Origin of the sequence: Rhodopirellula islandica, assembly GCF_001027925.1 — a bacterium.
GTDB lineage: Bacteria > Planctomycetota > Planctomycetia > Pirellulales > Pirellulaceae > Rhodopirellula > Rhodopirellula islandica.
On record NZ_LECT01000015.1, the window covers coordinates 117,131 to 133,383 of the forward strand.

A 16,253-nucleotide genomic window follows, 5' to 3' on the forward strand; every position below is an offset into this window, starting at 1 on the left:
GCGTTCAATTCGATCACGGTTCAACCTCCCCCAAGAACCACGTCGCGGCTTGGTCCGGTTTCTTGGTCCGTCGGGATTGTTAAGCTTCCAAGCACTCTTCCACCTGGTTTCTGCCTCCCTTCACCTTTCGCCGAGTTCGCCATGGCTGCCCAACCGATTCCACCCGGCATCGTCGTCACCGGTGCCTCCAGCGGGATCGGCCGGGCGATCGCGATCCGATTGGCGGAATCCGAGCGGGCCGCACAGAGGCATTCGCGGATCCTGGTTCACTACTGCCGCAATCGTGAAGGCGCAGAAACCACCGCCGATGCCATTCGATCACGAGGCCTAGACGCCGACATCATCGCCGCGGATCTGGCTGACTCAGGTGACGTGCACCGATTGGCCAAGGAAGCTTTTGAGAGACTTGGCAGCGTGCAAACTTGGGTCAACAACGCCGGCTTGGATGTCCTCACGGGCGAGGCAGCCAATTGGTCGTTCGACGCGAAGCTTCAACACCTGTTGGCCGTCGATCTTCAAGGCACCATCGCACTCTCTCGCCTGGTTGGCGGTCAGCTGCAACAACAATCCATCGCGCGAGCGACTGACGATGGCGTCGTTCCCTCGATGATCTTCATCGGATGGGACCAAGCTCCGCTGGGAATGGAAGGCGAGGCTGGCATGATGTTTGGGCCCGTCAAAGCGGCGGTGATGGCGTTCTCCGCTTCACTCGCGCAAACCTTGGCTCCCCACGTGCGAGTCAACACGGTCTCACCGGGCTGGACCCAAACAGCCTGGGGCGAAACCACGTCCGGCTACTGGGACGACCGAGCGAAACATCAATCGCTGATGCATCGCTGGGGCAGACCGCAGGACATCGCCGAATCGGTTGCTTACCTGGTCGCCCCCGAAAACAACTTTGTCACCGGGCAAAACATCAACGTCAACGGTGGCTGGAATCGCCGTTACGACGCTCCACCAACATCTGATCAATCAGATTTGTGATCTGATCCGCCGAGGCCTCCGGGGTTCGATCCGCGACCGAACGTCGCGCCTGCAACCGCATTTCCAGTCGCTCGTCGGAGCCCATTCTTGAGAACGCATTCAGCGCGTCGCTCAACGAGTCCGCTTGATCAATCTCGACCACCCAACCGTTTTGCTCAGGACGCTCCTGACGGTTGCGAATCAGCGTCACGACCGCTTGCGCCCGATCGTTTCCGATCACGACCAACCCGCTGTGCAAGGCTTCGTCGACCACCAACCCCCATTCATCGCCGCGTGTCGGAAAGAACATGATTTCATGATCGCGGTACGCGTCGCGAATTTGCTGGGCGTCGCAATTGCCTCGCCAATCAACCGTCAAGTTCGACGGGGTTGGAATCGCACGCAACTGCTCCAGCAACGGACCGCCCCCAATGAGGGTCCAGTCGACAATCAGTTCCGGCGATCGCCGGGTGACTTCCATCATGGTCGTCAGAGCTTCGCGAACACCTTTTCGGTCGATCAACTGACCGACCGTCAACACACGAACCCGATCCTTCGACTGACGGATCAACTCCCCCGTATAAATTTTGGTGGGGTCGGCCGAGTAATCAAACGGTGCCAATCGTCTTTCCGGAACTCCTAAATCGATCAGCCACTGCTTGCACTCGGGACCGTGATGGGTCACCCGGTCGGCCTGCGACAGCAGCAATCGTCGCTGGATTCGCCGCAACCATCCGGACCGACTGGCTTCGATCCAGGGCGAGGTGCTCACTGCAATGACCAACTGGCACCGGCGTTCCCGCAACCCAAACCATCCCGATCGAGCGCAGTGAAACGCTGACATCATGGATCTCACACCCAATTCGGTCGACACCACGACATCGGCCTTCGCTCGCTTCAACTGCCGCAAAGTGTCGAGCGGAAAGTGAACGTAGTTGACATCAGAATAACCATCCGGGTGATGATCCACTCGAGTCCGAGTCCACGTTTTCTGCTGCCGAACATCAAGCCCGCCATCATCTGGCTTCCACGTTCGATTGCCTTCCATGGCAACGGAGATCAGGACAATCAATTGCCCGACGCGCTGATCCCAGGCTTGAGCAATGGCAACTGAATCAGGCGCGAAAAAGTTGCGTAGATTGACGACCGTCGCAGTGGAAGCTCGCTTCATGATGCCCCCCAAACCCCAGGGCTTCCTGCATAATCGGTTGATGTTTCAGCAGCGTCCCGTTGCGAACGCTCGGCTTCCGCCGCATCCAACTGCCGAGCATCGACCAACACCGGATAGAAAATGCACGTCATCCAAACAAGGGTGCATGGACCGGGGAAAATTTCCAACACCGTGTCCTCGGTCATGCACGACAGAATGGTGAACGCCGAAAACGCGCGGATCAACAAGTGCTCTCCCACAAACACGAGGCAGACGTTCCAAAACAACAACCCAGCCATCAATGCCCCAGCGATCAATCCACCCGCCAAAGAAGCATGGAGCACCGCGTTGTGCGTGGCCTGCGAGTACTCCAACATCAAGATCGGCGCGGCATTGAAACCGTGCCCAATGATCGGACGCTCCCAAATCAAACCGATTGCTTTTGTCCAAATTTCGGAACGTCCGGTTCCACTGGTGATCTCCTCCGCATCCCCTGACTTGGACACCTTTTCCAACACCTTCCCGACGAACTGATCCTCCCGCCCGGTTGCGTAGAGAAAGGTCATCCCGACCACGCCAAGCAACGCGATCAACGCGATGGCAGAAACTCCCACGCGACCTCGCAAATGGTCCAAGAACAAGATGCTGACTCCAAAAGCCCCCGCTAACAACGCGGTGCGACTCCAGGCCAAGTAGGCCGACAGCGCAAAGCAGGCCGCCACGGGAAGGGCAACGTTCAATCGCAACGTGCCACTGCGAAACAGGTACAGCGTTGCAATCACGCCAAGCACCATCGCTCGTCCCACCGCATTGGGATGCGCCGTCCCCGACATTCGATTGACCACCAAACCATCGGCCAACAACTCGGGAAACATCCCGTACTTGGGCACAAACACGTACAAAAACAATGCCAGCCCCATTGTCGCGGTCACACCGACCAAGACTGCGGTGACGACCCCACGCAAACCAATGGCGAACAGCGCGACGACCAAGAACACGACGTAGGCGACGTTGATCAACGCAGCAGGCAGCGACGAACCGCTGATCGCGATCGGCGTTGCCAATCCAACCAGCATCAAAATGGCCAACACAACGACGGGAGGCATCGTCGTCAAGGTTTGCCGAACGTTCGCAGAAGTCAGCAGACCATACGCACCCACCAGAAAAGCCGCCCCTGCCACCACCAACTTGCAGGCAACCCGGATGTCCAGACCGACCGTCATGGCCGTCGCATCCGAACCAATGTCAAGCGGCCCGAAGAAGGTCGACAGAGCGACCACCAACCAAGACGTGAGGGACAAATACGAACTGTTCCTCCATGCCGATCGAATTTGCTGAGTGAGTTGCAGCATGGTGACGAGAATTTAGCTCACTAACATCAGCGGAGATCACAAATCAAAGGTGCCCCCAGCATAATTGGCGTCGGGTTCGTTTCGCAGGCGTGTTTGGAAGTTCGTCGGCCCAAACATTTTCCGCCGCCTTTTTCTTCTGTTTTGCCAGCCCCGACTGCTGGCAGAACCCTCCAGCGGACCATCAGCCAAGGCTCCCCCGCCTCCCCAGAGGGAATCTCTGAGTTGCTGCCGAAGTCCCCACCCGATTGAGTCCAGACTGGCATCTCACCTGGCAATGCATGGCCAGATCCCCAGTTGTTCTTGCGAGACGCAGCCAGCGACGGAGTCGCTCCCCGCCAATTCCGCCGCCATCGAGCTTTCGGGTTGGCTTCCGCATCTGGGCACCGAAGTTTAGAATCCGCCAAAACTTGTTCCGAAAACAGGCGTTTTGCCCCGGAACCTCCTCCCCATCACCCCTATGCAACCGAGCCGCCTCGAATGACTGCATCAGCCCAAGGTGTGCAAACCACTCCCACCCGCCAATCTTCCGCCAGCAACCCCGAACGGGTGTTCAATTTTTCGGCGGGTCCGGCCACCATGCCCGAATCGGTGCTGCGGGAAATTCAGGATGAGATGCTGTGTTACCCCGGCGCGGGCGCGTCGATCATGGAAATCAGCCACCGCGACAAGCTGTTCGTCGATGTGCTGCATGATGCAGAATCGACGATCCGTGAATTGTTGAACGTCAGCGACGACTACTCGGTGATGTTCATGCAAGGGGGAGCCTCGCTGCAGTTCTCAGCGATCCCTGCCAACTTGCTTCGCGGCAGTGGCAAACGAGCCCAGTACGCCCTGACGGGCTCCTGGGGCAAAAAAGCGATCAAGGAAGCCAAGAAAGAAGGCGACGTTGATGTTCTCTTCGACGCGGCGGAATCGAATTACGACCACGTGCCCTCGGCGTCCGAATTGGTGTGCCCCGACGACGCGGCCTACCTGTACTACTGCAGCAACGAAACGATTCAAGGCGTTCAGTTCCCTACCGAACCAAACTGCCCCGACTCGGTGCCCTTGGTCAGCGACGCCTCCAGCGATTTTCTTTGTCGCCCACTGCCGATTGAAAAATACGGTTTGCTGTACGCCTGTGCTCAGAAAAACGCAGGACCTGCCGGCGTGTCTGTCGTGATCATGCGCAAGGACTTGCTCGACCGAGCCGACCCCAACATCCCCGGCTACCTGCACTTCAAGAACCATCACGACAACGACTCGGAATGGAACACCCCGCCGACCTTCGCGATCTACGTGCTCGGCAAAGTCGCTCGTTGGCTGCGTGATGACATGGGCGGCCTGGAAAAAATGGAATCCATCAACCGCGAAAAATCACAGCATCTCTACTCGACGATCGATTCCAGCAATGGCTTCTACCGTGGCCACGCACAACCCAATTGCCGCAGCTTGATGAACGTGACGTTCAACTTGCCCAGCGACGAACTGACCGCGAAATTCATCGCGGAAGCGGCGGAGCACAAACTCGCCGCACTCAAAGGCCACCGCAGCGTCGGCGGTATCCGAGCAAGCATCTACAACGCGATGCCTCGTGAAGGAGTCAACACATTGGCTTCGTTCATGAACGACTTCGCCAGCAAGAATAGCTAGTCAGCCTCCCTGAACCATCCATCCCCAACCTTCAATCTCAATCCCCACCATGCATCGCATTCTCGTTCTGGATGATATCGCCCAAGAAGGCATCGACTTGCTCGAAGCCACCGAGGGCATCGAATACGAAGTTCGCACCAAACTCAAAGGCGAAGAACTTCGCCAGTCGCTCAACGAGTTCGATGCGGCAATCCTTCGCAGTGGCGTGACCATCACACCGGAATCACTGGAAGGCAACACGCGTCTGCGAGCCTTGGTTCGCGCTGGCGTCGGAACCGACAACATCGATAAACCAGCCGCGACGCGGCGCGGAATCGTGGTGATGAACACGCCCGCCGGCAACACCGTCAGCACCGCCGAACACACCTTCGCCATGCTGCTCGCCATGAGCCGCAACATTGCCGCGGCCAACCAAAGCCTGGTCGAAGGCCGTTGGGACCGCAAGAAATTCATGGGCACCCAGGTCGCCGGCAAAACCCTGGGCATCGTCGGCATGGGCCGCATCGGTCGCGAAGTTGCCTCGCGTGCTCAATCGTTTGACATGGACGTGGTCGCTTTCGATCCCTTCCTGACGGACGACCAAGCCGAATCGTTGAAGGTTCGCCGCGTCGGAACGGTCGACGAAATGCTTCCGCAAATCGATTACTTGACCGTCCACACGCCGCTGACGCCCGAAACTCGCGGCCTGATCGGCATGGAGCAACTTGAAAAGGTCAAACCGGGCCTGCGAATCATCAACGTCGCTCGCGGTGGCATCTACGATGCCGAAGCAATGGTCGAAGGCTTGAAATCGGGCCAGCTCGGTGGGGTCGCGCTCGACGTCTACGAAAACGAACCCTGCACAGACAGCCCGCTGTTCGGAATGCCCGGCGTCGTCTGCACACCACACTTGGGTGCCAGCACCGAAGAAGCCCAGACGCAAGTTGCCGTGGAAGGCATTCACCTGCTGCTGAACTATCTCCGCACCGGTGAGATCCGCCACAGCGTCAACGTGGCTTCGCTGGACCCCAAGACATTGGCCGAGCTTCGTGGTCACCTCAACGTGGCTCACCGCTTGGGATTGTTCCTCAGCCAACTGCACGGCGGTGGCATCGACCACGCTCGCCTGACGTTCCGCGGCGAAGTCTCCAGCAAAGACACGCGAGTTCTCAACAATGCATTCTGCGCTGGATTGCTCGAACGTGTGGTCGAAGACGCCAACGTGATCAACTCGGAAATGTTGCTTCGCGAGCGTGGCATCGAACTGACCTGCGAACGCGTTGGCGACAAAGGCGCGTTCACCAGCAGCATCACCGCGGAAGTCAGCGGCAACGGCAAAACCGTCCAAGCCGGTGCCGCGATCCTCGGCCACGAAATGCCGCGTTTGATCTTGGTCAACGGGTACCGCCTCGAATCGTTCTTGGACGGCAAACTGCTGGTGTTCGTCCACAAGGATGTCCCAGGGATCATCGGTCGCGTCGGCATGACGTTCGGCAGTCATGGCGTCAACATCGCCCAAATGGCAGTCGGACGCGAAGGCGATGCCCCCGGTGGTGCTGCCATTGGCGTGCTCAGCCTGGACGGCGACGTGCCCGCAGCGGCACTCGACGACTTGCTCGCGATTGACGCGATCACGGAATGCCAAGTCATCGACATGCCCAAGGCCGGCCAACTGCCCAGCTGGCTCAGCTAAGCAGGAATGCTGGGGGCAGAATCATGTGAGCCGTTTGGGCGTTGGCCTGGACTGCTGAACGTTTGGGGGGAGTGTCCATTCATTTGCGCAAGTTTTCATCCCGGTAGGGATGCAAGATGGTAGCCGTCGGTAAGCGATAGCGCTACCGACGGACATGCAAACCCCACGCCGCCACTCTCCATCCCGCCGTGGCCATCGACAACGGCGGGATGGAGAGTGTTTTTAGGAAGCTCGCTTTCCGGGGGTACGCTGCTACGCAGCAACCCCCGGCTACCATCTGACATCCCTACCGGGATGAAGAAAGACAGAAGTCGGAATAGAAACAGACGTTTAAAAGAAGCCATCAACACAAAATTTTGAACAGCCCAGCGTTCGCCCCGGTTTTGCGTGGGAGCAGCGGCGTTTGCCTAGACATTTCAAATGCCGAACGACTCCTGCCTACCTGCTTGAGCGTTTAAACCGTCATGGACCAAACGAAACAAGGCACGGTGATTTTCACCGTGCCTGCTTTCGTTTTGATTCGGTTGCCACTCGTGTGCTCAGCGAACAATTCGAGCGGCGGAGGTGGCCAACACGTGAGGCGTGTCGATCCCCTTCAGATATCCACTTTCGCCCGTCACTCGAATGGTGGCTCCCAAGTGCGAATGCACATCGACACCGGGCGCTGGCGTCAGATAGGCCAACGTTCGGCCGCCACGGTCCGTGATGGCGTACGGGGGACGACTTGGATCGGCGGAGTAAACCTCCACCAGCGTTCCTTCGTGAACCGGCAAGGCAACGGGTGCCGCATGGGGCACTTCATGGGAAACCGTTGCAATCTCTTGAGGCAGCTGCGGAGACGGAATTGGATTCGTCGCCGCACCTGACAGGCTACCATTGACTCCCGCCGCTGCGGTCGCCATGGAGGAAATCGGTGTGACTGGCGAAGGAATCGAGAGAACGGGTGTCATCGGCGTGGGAAGCGACATCGTCTGCACGACGGTCTCCCCATCACGTCGTTGAGCAACCACCTGATATTCGCGGCAACGAGTCGCCAAGGCATGCAACTGCAATCGCTCAGCGGCTTCGGCTACCAGTGCCACCTCAGGTGCCGATGCTCCTCGCGCCATCAGCTTGGAAAACAGAACCGGCAACATGCTCACATCGGCTTGAGCGACATCTCGTTGGACCTGTTCGATTTGAGCCGCTGCGATGGTTCGTAACTTTGGAGGCGCCGCAGGAAACGTTGCCGAGACCTGCTGGATTCCCGAAGGCGATGTTTGATCCCATCCCCCACCGGTCATTGCAAGGGCCCCGTTTCCGTCAACCATCCGGGGACGCGACGTGATCGTCATTCGTGAATCACGCATGCTCGATTCGGCAGGAGGGGTGGATGAAGCGAGCGATGGTAACGCAGCGAGGTTTGCAGCTGATTGAGAAGCAGTGGGTCCCGGATTGGCAGCAACACCACTGCCAACGACATCACTGCGGACTGGTTCTTCATGACCCACCATGGCGATGGCTTGCGACATTGAGCCTGCGCCGGCGACCCGGTGATCTTCGATCGGTACCAAATCAGGGATGCGACGACTCGATTGAGTGACAGGTTCCAAGTCAGCCACGTCTTTGGAGCCTCCACCGACCAGTGATTCCAAGCCGCGAGCAATCCGATCTGAAAGGCTACGAGGATGATGATCCGCCTTGGCAGCCACTTCTGCGCCAGGATGAGCCTGTTCTTCACCGCGGCTCAACCGAGCCACACGATCCGCCAATTCACGGCGAGGGTGAGAGCGTTCCAGACTTTCGGTTGGAGATTGAGAGCCGGTCCTCGATTCCCACTCTTCGTCGGCCACGTCCGCTTCGAATTGCGACATGGCAATGCGCGGTTGCTCCCCGGCTGGTGCGGGTTCGGTGTTGCCATCAGGAATGAACATGTGCTGGGCCGGCTCCGGTCGTTTCAGACTCGCGACCAACGCTTCCGCCGTGGCAGCCGTTTGGTCCTGGTGAATCCAACGAAACTCGCCGGAAGGAGGCACAATGCGATACCAGGTTTGCGGTCCATCGGGGCCTTCGCGTTGGCTGCTGCCAACGATGGTGACCTCTTCGCCCTCGCCCAGTTGAACCTGCCATCGATAGCGGCGGGCTCGTCCGAGATTGGTTCCAATCCAAGCAACCGTTTTATCTTCGGTGACGGTTGCCGTCCCCAGCACATCCGCCCCGGATGATTGCTTTGAGTTGCTTCCTTGTTTCAGTTTGACCGCATCCGCGGCGACCCAACAAAAGCTTTCTTCGACCGGGCGTACGCCCAACCAACCGTCGCTGGTTTCAACGTAAACTTCGAGTTCTTGCCCGTGCCGAACAGGATCAGTTTTGTAGTATTCGCCCGACGGCCCACAACGAAGATGCGCCTCTGTATCGGACACAAACACCAAGTAGGGCTGGTTGACCGTGTTGGCAGAGGTGTCTTGGCCGTCCGCAGAACCGACGAAGGTCGTGAGACAAGCCAGACCGCCCCAGAGGAGCTTCATGGCCAGAGACGACAGCGTCCCTTCGTGCGACGGAGAGGTGGCGGTGTGTTCGTTCATCAAAACACTGCGTGTGACGCGGAAAACCGGGAGGTACCGTCCACAGACCAGCCTGCCGACGGCGATGCACCTGAAACCAGGGCATCACACCGATCGATAGCGAGATTTGGCCTCTCGCGACAAGCCCAATCGCGAGACATCAGGCAGAGCCGCCTCCAGCTGCCTTGCCGGTGTGATCTCCCCAATCGATACAGCCTTCTTCACCCCTGGACTCTCTCCAAAGGACTTGCCTCACACCCCTCCATGGATTGGTGTTTTTGTGTGCTATGGTTGGATCGGCAGAGCACGTCCTGGGGCAAAACATGACAACCAAGCAAATCAACGCCCTGAGAATGCGGCAGATTCTCATCAAGCGTTTTGGCATCGCGATCGGCATCATTTTCGCGACGATCATCCTCGCATTCATCTGCGAATCCGAACAAATTCGGAAAGCGGACGAAGATGCGTTCCTGGTCAACGTCAGCGGTCGACAACGGATGCTGTCTCAACGCATTGCACTGGCGTCTCGCGCCCTGCTGCTTTCAGATTCCCCTCGATTTGAGGCAAGCTGCCGAACGGAACTGAGCGATTCGATTCAATTGATGCGGCAGTCGCATGAGTTCCTGCTCCAAGATGTCCAGACCTCGCCCGGACGCAATGCGATTTACCTGGGCGAAGGTCGACTCGACTCCCAAATAAAAGACTACCTTCGCAGCGCTGAAGAAGCACTTGCAACGAGCAATCGAAACGTCACGGATCACCTGGCTCGCGTCGCCTTCGATGGCCCAATGCTGGGCTTGCTGGATCAAGTGGTCACGGAGCACCAGTCCGATGCAGAGAACCGGATCCAGGCGTTTGGAACCTACAAGGCAGTCCTCACCCTGATTTCATTGGGCACCCTGTTCGCCTTGGTTTGGTTCGTATTCCAACCCACCGTCGCACTGGTCACCCACAACCTGGAATACCTCGAAAAATCAAACGCGGAACTGATCGAGTTCACCTACCGAATGTCGCACGACCTTCGTTCGCCAGTGGTGTCATCACGCTGCCTTTCGCAACTCGCGATCAAGCTGCTCGACGAAGATGATCCGCAAGAGGCCAAGGAAGCCATGCGCCGAGCTGAAACTTCGTTGACGAAACTGTCCCACACGATTCAAGATATCGTTAGCCTGGTCAAACAAAGCATGACAGACCCTCTCGTTGAGACCGTTCCCCTCCGCTCCATCATCGAAGAGGCGGTGCAACACAGCCGTGATTTGCCCGGTGGTGACGTGATTGACTTTCAAGTCATTTGCGATGAACAGCTTCAAGTGCAAACCAAACGGGTGCCCCTGAAACAATCGATCGAGAACCTGGTTAGCAATGCCGTCAAATATCGAGACATCAACAAACAGACCTCCCGAATCACGATTGAAGTGATAACCGCCAAGAATGATTTTGAATTGTCGATTTGCGACAACGGCCTGGGAATTGATCCCAAATTCAACGACCAGATTTTCGGGATGTTCAAACGCTTTCACCCCCACGTCTCATCTGGAAGCGGACTGGGCTTGTATCTGGTGTCTAAAAACGTCGATTCGATCGACGGATCGGTCGGTTACCGTCCAACAACAGACGGATCCCGATTCACAATCCATTTCCCCAGCCTGGGAGCCTGATCAGTGCGAATCCTCCTCATCGAAGACGATGAAGCGTTCCACTACCTCTGCCAGATGGCCTTCAAACGCGCCGGGGAAGCCGTCGATCTCACCACCGCCTTCGATGGTTTGGAGGCATTGGCAATCCTGCGAGACGGTGAGACGAAACCAGATGTGATTCTGGTTGACATCAACATGCCCCGGATGAACGGTCACGAATTCTTGCAGGAGTATTCCCAAACGGACCCCGGCAACCTGCCGGTCGTTGCGATGCTCACAAGCTCAGAAGATCCACGTGACCGTGACCCAGCCATGCGGTACCCGTTTGTAAAGGACTACCTCGTCAAGCCGCTCACCGGGGATCATATCCAGCACATCAAACAAATTCACGAAGCCGTCCGAGCCTCCACGGTTCAGGTCCTGGGAGAAGGACGCCTCGAAGAACGTCAGTCATAAAATCGACGTCCCTCGGCCACGGCGGGAAGCGGAGTGTTTGGGGTGCCCTCGTTTTCCGGTGGTCTGCTGCGTTGCAGCGACCACCGGCTACCGTCTGAAATCCCTACCGGGATGAAAACAGATCGAAGCCGAAAGACTCCTGTCGATCTGTTGAGGAACCATTCGGAAACAACTTCGGGATTCAAAAGTAGCGGAAGGGCGCGAGCCCTCCGGTGACACACCGTGCGGCTCACGCCGCTCCGCTACAGCCGAACTTGATTCCGAACGATTCCTTAGGTGAGCTCTTCCGCCCCGCCATTCTGCAAGGCAGCGACGATTTCTCGGACGCGTTCTTCCGAAGATTTGGGAGCCACCAGGGTCGCATCGGGAGTCTGCACCACAATCAGATCGTGCACATCAATGGTGGCAATCGTGTGGCCGGGCGTCCCATGGATGATGCAACCGGTCGAGTCCACGCTCACATGCGTTCCCACCACTGCGTTGCCGAATTCATCCGCCGGATGCAAGCGAGAAACCGCTTGCCAGCTTCCCACATCGTCCCAATCAAACGGGGCCTCGATGACCACGACTGGCGAGTGCCGTTCCATCACCGCGTAGTCGATCGATTTGCCTTCGATCGCCGCGAATTCTTTCTGCAGCACCTCGTCGTAGTTGTCGGTGCCGATGGCCTTGGAAATCGTCTCGATGTGCGAGTACATTTCGGGCTCGTGCTGCTTGAGCGCATCCAAAATCGTCTGAGCTCGCCAGAGGAAGATTCCGCTGTTCCAAGAAAAAGTGCCTTCGGCCAGATACTGTTTCGCCGTCTCCGCATCCGGCTTTTCGCGAAATGTCTTGACCTGACAAGCTTCGTGGCCGTCGATCACTTCGCCGCGTTGGATGTAGCCAAACGACTCCGCGGGATAAGACGGCTTGATCCCAAAGGTCACAATCGCATCGGGATGCTCGGCCAAGATCGCCTCGCCACGACGCACGCCTTCGGCGAACTTGTCGTGTTGCAAAATCACATGGTCCGAGGGGCAGACCAGCATGACTGCGTCAGGGTCCTCGTGAGCCACCAGGGCAGCTGCCAGTCCAACACACGGTGCGGTGTCACGTCGACATGGCTCGCCCACGATCGTTTCGCGGCGAAGCTCGGGCAGTTGTTCCGCAATCGGCTCCACCAACGCGACCGAAGTCAACACATGCGTTCGCTCCGCCGGAATCACCGAACTGAGCCGATCCCGCGTGGCTTGGATCATCGTGCGATCGCCCGCCAATGAAAGCAGTTGTTTTGGTTTGGCCTTGCGAGAAGCAGGCCAAAAACGAGTTCCGCTGCCACCTGCCATGATGATCGCGTGAAGCATGATCGAGTTCCGTGTTGAAGTCCAAGGTGTAAGTCATCCAGCGAACTGGCCGTCGCTCGCCCGTTTTACCTGATTCGCTGCTTCGACAGCAGCCTCCTGCCACTTCCCACCGGTTTCTTCTCGCAATTTTGGCATGAATCCCATTTGAATCATGCCCAATCCGGACAGTCACTTCCATCGCAAACGCATTGAAGCGAATTCACCGAGCCTTCCAAAGCACAACGGGAGCAGGACTTCTCGGAGAGAGCATCCAAAGCCCCCAAAACGTACGGATGTTGCAGAGCGAAATCCATTTCGATTTCCTCGGGCTCGATCCCATGCTCACAACTCATTTCTGCAAGACGGCGTGGCTCATTGTTTCCGTGGTGGCGAGAACATCAACGACATTGATCTGATGATGCTGCAAGGGCACGACTTTCTGCCAGCGGTCCAGGCCATCGCAAGGGTACAACCAGTCGTGTTGGCGGTTGGGATCCGACGGGTTCTCACGCCAGGTTCGGTTGCTGGCACGGTCGCCGCCGTACCCGATTCGCGAAAGGTGCGAGCTGGCTGAGACGTCTCGCCAACGAAACTCGGCAGCCTCTCGGCTACCGCTTGCCCCTCATTCCCTGTGCACCTACTGGTTATTCGGTGTCCGACACCTTTGATCGCGTCCATTCAGTACCACCAGAATTCCTCGTGCCAAACCCCTGTCTTCCTCAATAGCTACACCTTCCAGTAGCCCTCAATCTGCATTGCCCTTTGGAAACCCAGCATGGATCCATTCTGCAACCGATTCAATTGTCTTGAATTGCTCTAGAGATGTCTGGGGCTCTTCCAGATCCCCACCAACAGAATCCCAGTGGAAATCCGTGTCTGTGAGTTCCACGTACTCCTCCAATTCTCCCGACTCCGGAGCCCGTGCTTTTTGCTTGTTCTGATATCTGATTGTCAACGGAACCTGGACTCCTTCAAAGTCCCTCCAAGTGTAGACTTCCTCCTCTTTTAGCACCCGCTTTTTCAAGTTGGTATCGAAGTAAAAGACTCTGTGTCTTTGCGGAACGATGTTTTTGATGTCGAATATCCAGGCGTGTGCTAGCGTCTCCTGGCCATTACGTACGACAACACGAGTAACTGTTGCCGTATCGTCACCACTGAGTTTTGCTTCAAATCCGTCCTCCGCTATGGTCTGCTTTATCCAAGCAGTATGATTCGATCTATGCAGGGAGCTGGAATCTGGAAAGCCAACCACCCCCAAGGAATGGAAAGTCGGCATCCCTACTGATCGACTGAATGGAATATTGGGAGGCAGATCCAGTCGTCGCTTCCCAACGCCATCAATGACAATGGCTTCTCCACGCCCGCCAACTTGCAAGACATGTGTTGACTTAGACGCTTCCATCTTGCCATCCGCACCAATCACATCTGCAACTACGATTCGCCCCAGAAGCGCGCGTCCGAGGTTAGCGTCACGCACACATCGGACCAACTCATTGCGAACCTGTACGCGACCTGGGGGCATGACAGAATATTCGAGCGAGAAAGCTACCGAGTATGACTTGATTGACTGGTTATTCACGATCAGTCCCTCAAGCAGCGAAGCAGCAAACTCCCCTGCATCACCATCAGAAAAAACCGGAGGATCAGCATGCAAGTGCGTTCTTTGTGCCCCTACGACAGTCAGCAGAACGAGCATGCAGAGTAAGAGATGCTTCACTGGTAAACCTTTTCACTACGACGGGAATTGCAAGGAGGGGTCACAGTGTCCTCTATGACCCAAGATCGAATCCCAGGTCATCCAAAGGACTTGGCGTTTTCTCATTCAGAGAATCCCCAACGCTCACCACATTTCTTCACAAAACTCATCCCCTTGAATATCCACCAGCTTTGACATGCTGTATGTGATGAAGATGTTGTTCCCATCGTCGATGTAGCTAATGTCCGCATGACAATTATTGGCGGTATGACTTGCCTTGCATTTGTCGCAATCAATGGAATAGTGACATGAAACATGCTGATTGTTCGTAGTGAACGTTTCGTACAAACAGTCATCAACAAAAGGGTCGAACTCCGCTTCCGAAACGGTTTCTTCGAAATACTCCATCGTAGGCCCCTCCTCCACGGTATCATCAGGACAGGCATTGTTCTCGCATGGCGTGTATCCACAGGCCACGTAGTCATTACCTGGTATTTCCCAACATCCTAGCGATGCAATTCCGTAACACGGGACTTCCGCCGATACGAACGACGAAGTCGCCAACGCGATCACAGCCAAAAACACAAGTCCACAATTTACAGCCATCACATCCTCCCTTTTGGAATCGAAGGAAACAACACATCAGATTGTTCGTTCACGCTTAGATCACCCCACAAAGCACGCCAATTCATCACTGGCTTCGCTCCATCGACAAGCAATTCCTCAGAATCCGGAACGCTCATGCTGAGATGCACTCTTCGGAAACTCTCCGCCCCACTCAGCACTCTGGCCTCAACAGATTGTCGTCCGATAGTGGCTGTGAAATGAACCGGGGTTTCACTTGAGAAATGCTCGCGTTTGCCGGGCATTTGTTGTTCAGACTTCGCCTGTCGATCCGTCTCGGAGGAACTCTCGCGAATCAGCAAAGCATAGGCCTCCATTTTTCCAGCCTCACGCGACTCTCGGAAAACGAGGATTGAAGGAACGATCCTAATTGGCGGCCGCCGGACCATTGACAACCGCAAAACACGGAAGTCTCCGGTGCGTTTATCTTTTATCTGAAGATGTCCATGAGTGCCCTCGATCGGGATTTCACTTGACTTGGCCTGCACGACATATTCGGCCACGCCATCTTCTAACGGCTTCTTCTGATCAATGTCTAAGAGATTGATCCACGGCGATCCGCTGAACTCAAAGTTTTCCGGATCATTAGGCGAGCTGTACAGAACCTTGAAGCTGGTTTTAACTGGCTCGTCTGCTTGAGACTCTAAAGAAGACGCAATGAGAACCAGACTCGTTGGGTTGAAAGCAAGCAGGCCCCGAAGCTTTGAACTAATAACAAGGCTAGCCGTACGACCCTCCTTCCCTTTTGGGGGCGGGAATGTAATTCTTTGGACCCAAACGTGCTTCGCATAATTCCCGTCCGGGCGTAGCTTTACAACCACTTCACAAGACTCTCCAGGACGGAGTTGCGACTGCGCAGTTTCTACCCCTACGCATCCGCAAGAAGTCTCGGGATTACCCAGGTAGATTATCCCTCCAGTCTCGTTACTCAACTCCAGCCGCACGACATTGTCAGTGGCTATTGACAGGTCAACGTCACATGCCGCTTGTACATTGAATGGCGTCGTCTGGCGAAGAGAAACAGCAAGGGTTTTGTGCTTGGCCCGATCCTGCGCCATGCAACATGAGGAAACCAAAGCCAAAAGAAACGCAATCCGAATCCTCGTATTCACCGCGCCGCTCCGTTAGTCCCAACTGACTGTCACCAAACCACCAATCAAGGCGAGAGAGTTTTACGCCGCTCAAAACTCGCTGTCAACAAAAACA

General features: G+C 56.4%; 13 protein-coding genes. 6 read left to right on the top strand and 7 right to left on the bottom strand.

Annotated features, from left to right (window positions below; all coding sequences use genetic code 11):
- The first annotated feature begins 141 nt into the window (after positions 1–141).
- Positions 142–984, top strand: coding sequence for an SDR family NAD(P)-dependent oxidoreductase (locus tag RISK_RS06150; RefSeq protein ID WP_047813394.1), 843 nt, complete (start codon positions 142–144; stop codon positions 982–984).
- Here the strand turns inward: RISK_RS06150 and RISK_RS06155 are convergent.
- Together RISK_RS06155 and RISK_RS06160 are read right to left on the bottom strand one after the other, a co-directional pair.
- Positions 923–2,134, bottom strand: coding sequence for a glycosyltransferase family 4 protein (locus RISK_RS06155; RefSeq protein ID WP_047813395.1), 1,212 nt, complete (start codon positions 2,132–2,134; stop codon positions 923–925). The two genes, RISK_RS06150 and RISK_RS06155, sit on opposite strands and share 62 nt — an antisense overlap.
- Positions 2,131–3,414 carry an O-antigen ligase family protein gene (locus RISK_RS06160; protein WP_236696077.1) on the bottom strand — a complete coding sequence of 428 codons (1,284 nt, stop codon included), beginning with the start codon at positions 3,412–3,414 and terminating at the stop codon, positions 2,131–2,133. The genes RISK_RS06155 and RISK_RS06160 overlap by 4 nt, the downstream gene beginning before the upstream one ends.
- A gap of 528 nt (positions 3,415–3,942) precedes the next feature.
- Between RISK_RS06160 and serC the strand changes: the two genes are divergently transcribed.
- Together serC and serA are read left to right on the top strand one after the other, a co-directional pair.
- Positions 3,943–5,097: a 3-phosphoserine/phosphohydroxythreonine transaminase gene (serC, locus tag RISK_RS06165; protein ID WP_083434814.1), complete on the top strand. Its 1,155-nt coding sequence runs from the start codon at positions 3,943–3,945 to the stop codon at positions 5,095–5,097.
- Between the two features lie 49 nt (positions 5,098–5,146).
- Positions 5,147–6,769 carry a phosphoglycerate dehydrogenase gene (serA, locus tag RISK_RS06170; protein WP_047813398.1) on the top strand — a complete coding sequence of 541 codons (1,623 nt, stop codon included), beginning with the start codon at positions 5,147–5,149 and terminating at the stop codon, positions 6,767–6,769.
- Positions 6,770–7,308: 539 nt separating this feature from the next.
- On the opposite strand, the gene RISK_RS06175 is transcribed toward serA, so the two are convergent.
- Positions 7,309–9,333, bottom strand: a complete 2,025-nt coding sequence (locus RISK_RS06175; RefSeq protein WP_047813399.1) for a hypothetical protein — start codon at positions 9,331–9,333, stop codon at positions 7,309–7,311.
- A gap of 302 nt (positions 9,334–9,635) precedes the next feature.
- Here RISK_RS06175 and RISK_RS06180 point away from each other — a divergent pair, with 302 nt between their 5' ends.
- Both RISK_RS06180 and RISK_RS06185 read left to right on the top strand, forming a co-directional pair.
- Complete coding sequence (locus tag RISK_RS06180; RefSeq protein ID WP_160311404.1) at positions 9,636–10,970, top strand: sensor histidine kinase; 1,335 nt, start codon at positions 9,636–9,638, stop codon at positions 10,968–10,970.
- Between the two features lie 3 nt (positions 10,971–10,973).
- Entirely contained in the window at positions 10,974–11,405 is a 432-nt protein-coding gene (locus tag RISK_RS06185; RefSeq protein ID WP_053061077.1) for a response regulator, read from the top strand.
- 272 nt (positions 11,406–11,677) lie between these two features.
- Here RISK_RS06185 and RISK_RS06190 read toward each other — a convergent pair whose 3' ends face one another.
- On the bottom strand, positions 11,678–12,748 hold the full coding sequence (locus RISK_RS06190; protein WP_047813401.1) for a mannose-1-phosphate guanylyltransferase: 1,071 nt from the start codon (positions 12,746–12,748) through the stop codon (positions 11,678–11,680).
- Between the two features lie 346 nt (positions 12,749–13,094).
- Here RISK_RS06190 and RISK_RS06200 point away from each other — a divergent pair, with 346 nt between their 5' ends.
- Positions 13,095–13,301 (top strand): hypothetical protein, encoded by a 207-nt coding sequence (locus tag RISK_RS06200; protein WP_047813403.1) that lies wholly within the window; start codon positions 13,095–13,097, stop codon positions 13,299–13,301.
- Between the two features lie 171 nt (positions 13,302–13,472).
- Here the strand turns inward: RISK_RS06200 and RISK_RS06205 are convergent, their stop codons facing one another.
- The 3 genes from RISK_RS06205 to RISK_RS06215 form a co-directional block, all read right to left on the bottom strand.
- A complete protein-coding gene (locus tag RISK_RS06205) occupies positions 13,473–14,381 on the bottom strand; it encodes a hypothetical protein (RefSeq protein ID WP_150122501.1) in 909 nt (302 codons plus the stop codon).
- A 186-nt stretch (positions 14,382–14,567) separates the two neighbouring features.
- The gene (locus RISK_RS06210; RefSeq protein WP_047813405.1) at positions 14,568–15,029 is read right to left on the bottom strand and encodes a hypothetical protein; all 462 of its coding nucleotides are present in this window, start codon (positions 15,027–15,029) and stop codon (positions 14,568–14,570) included.
- Positions 15,029–16,159, bottom strand: a complete 1,131-nt coding sequence (locus RISK_RS06215) for a DUF1573 domain-containing protein (protein ID WP_150122502.1) — start codon at positions 16,157–16,159, stop codon at positions 15,029–15,031. Before RISK_RS06215 ends, RISK_RS06210 begins: the two co-directional genes overlap by 1 nt.
- Between the last annotated feature and the right edge of the window lie 94 nt (positions 16,160–16,253).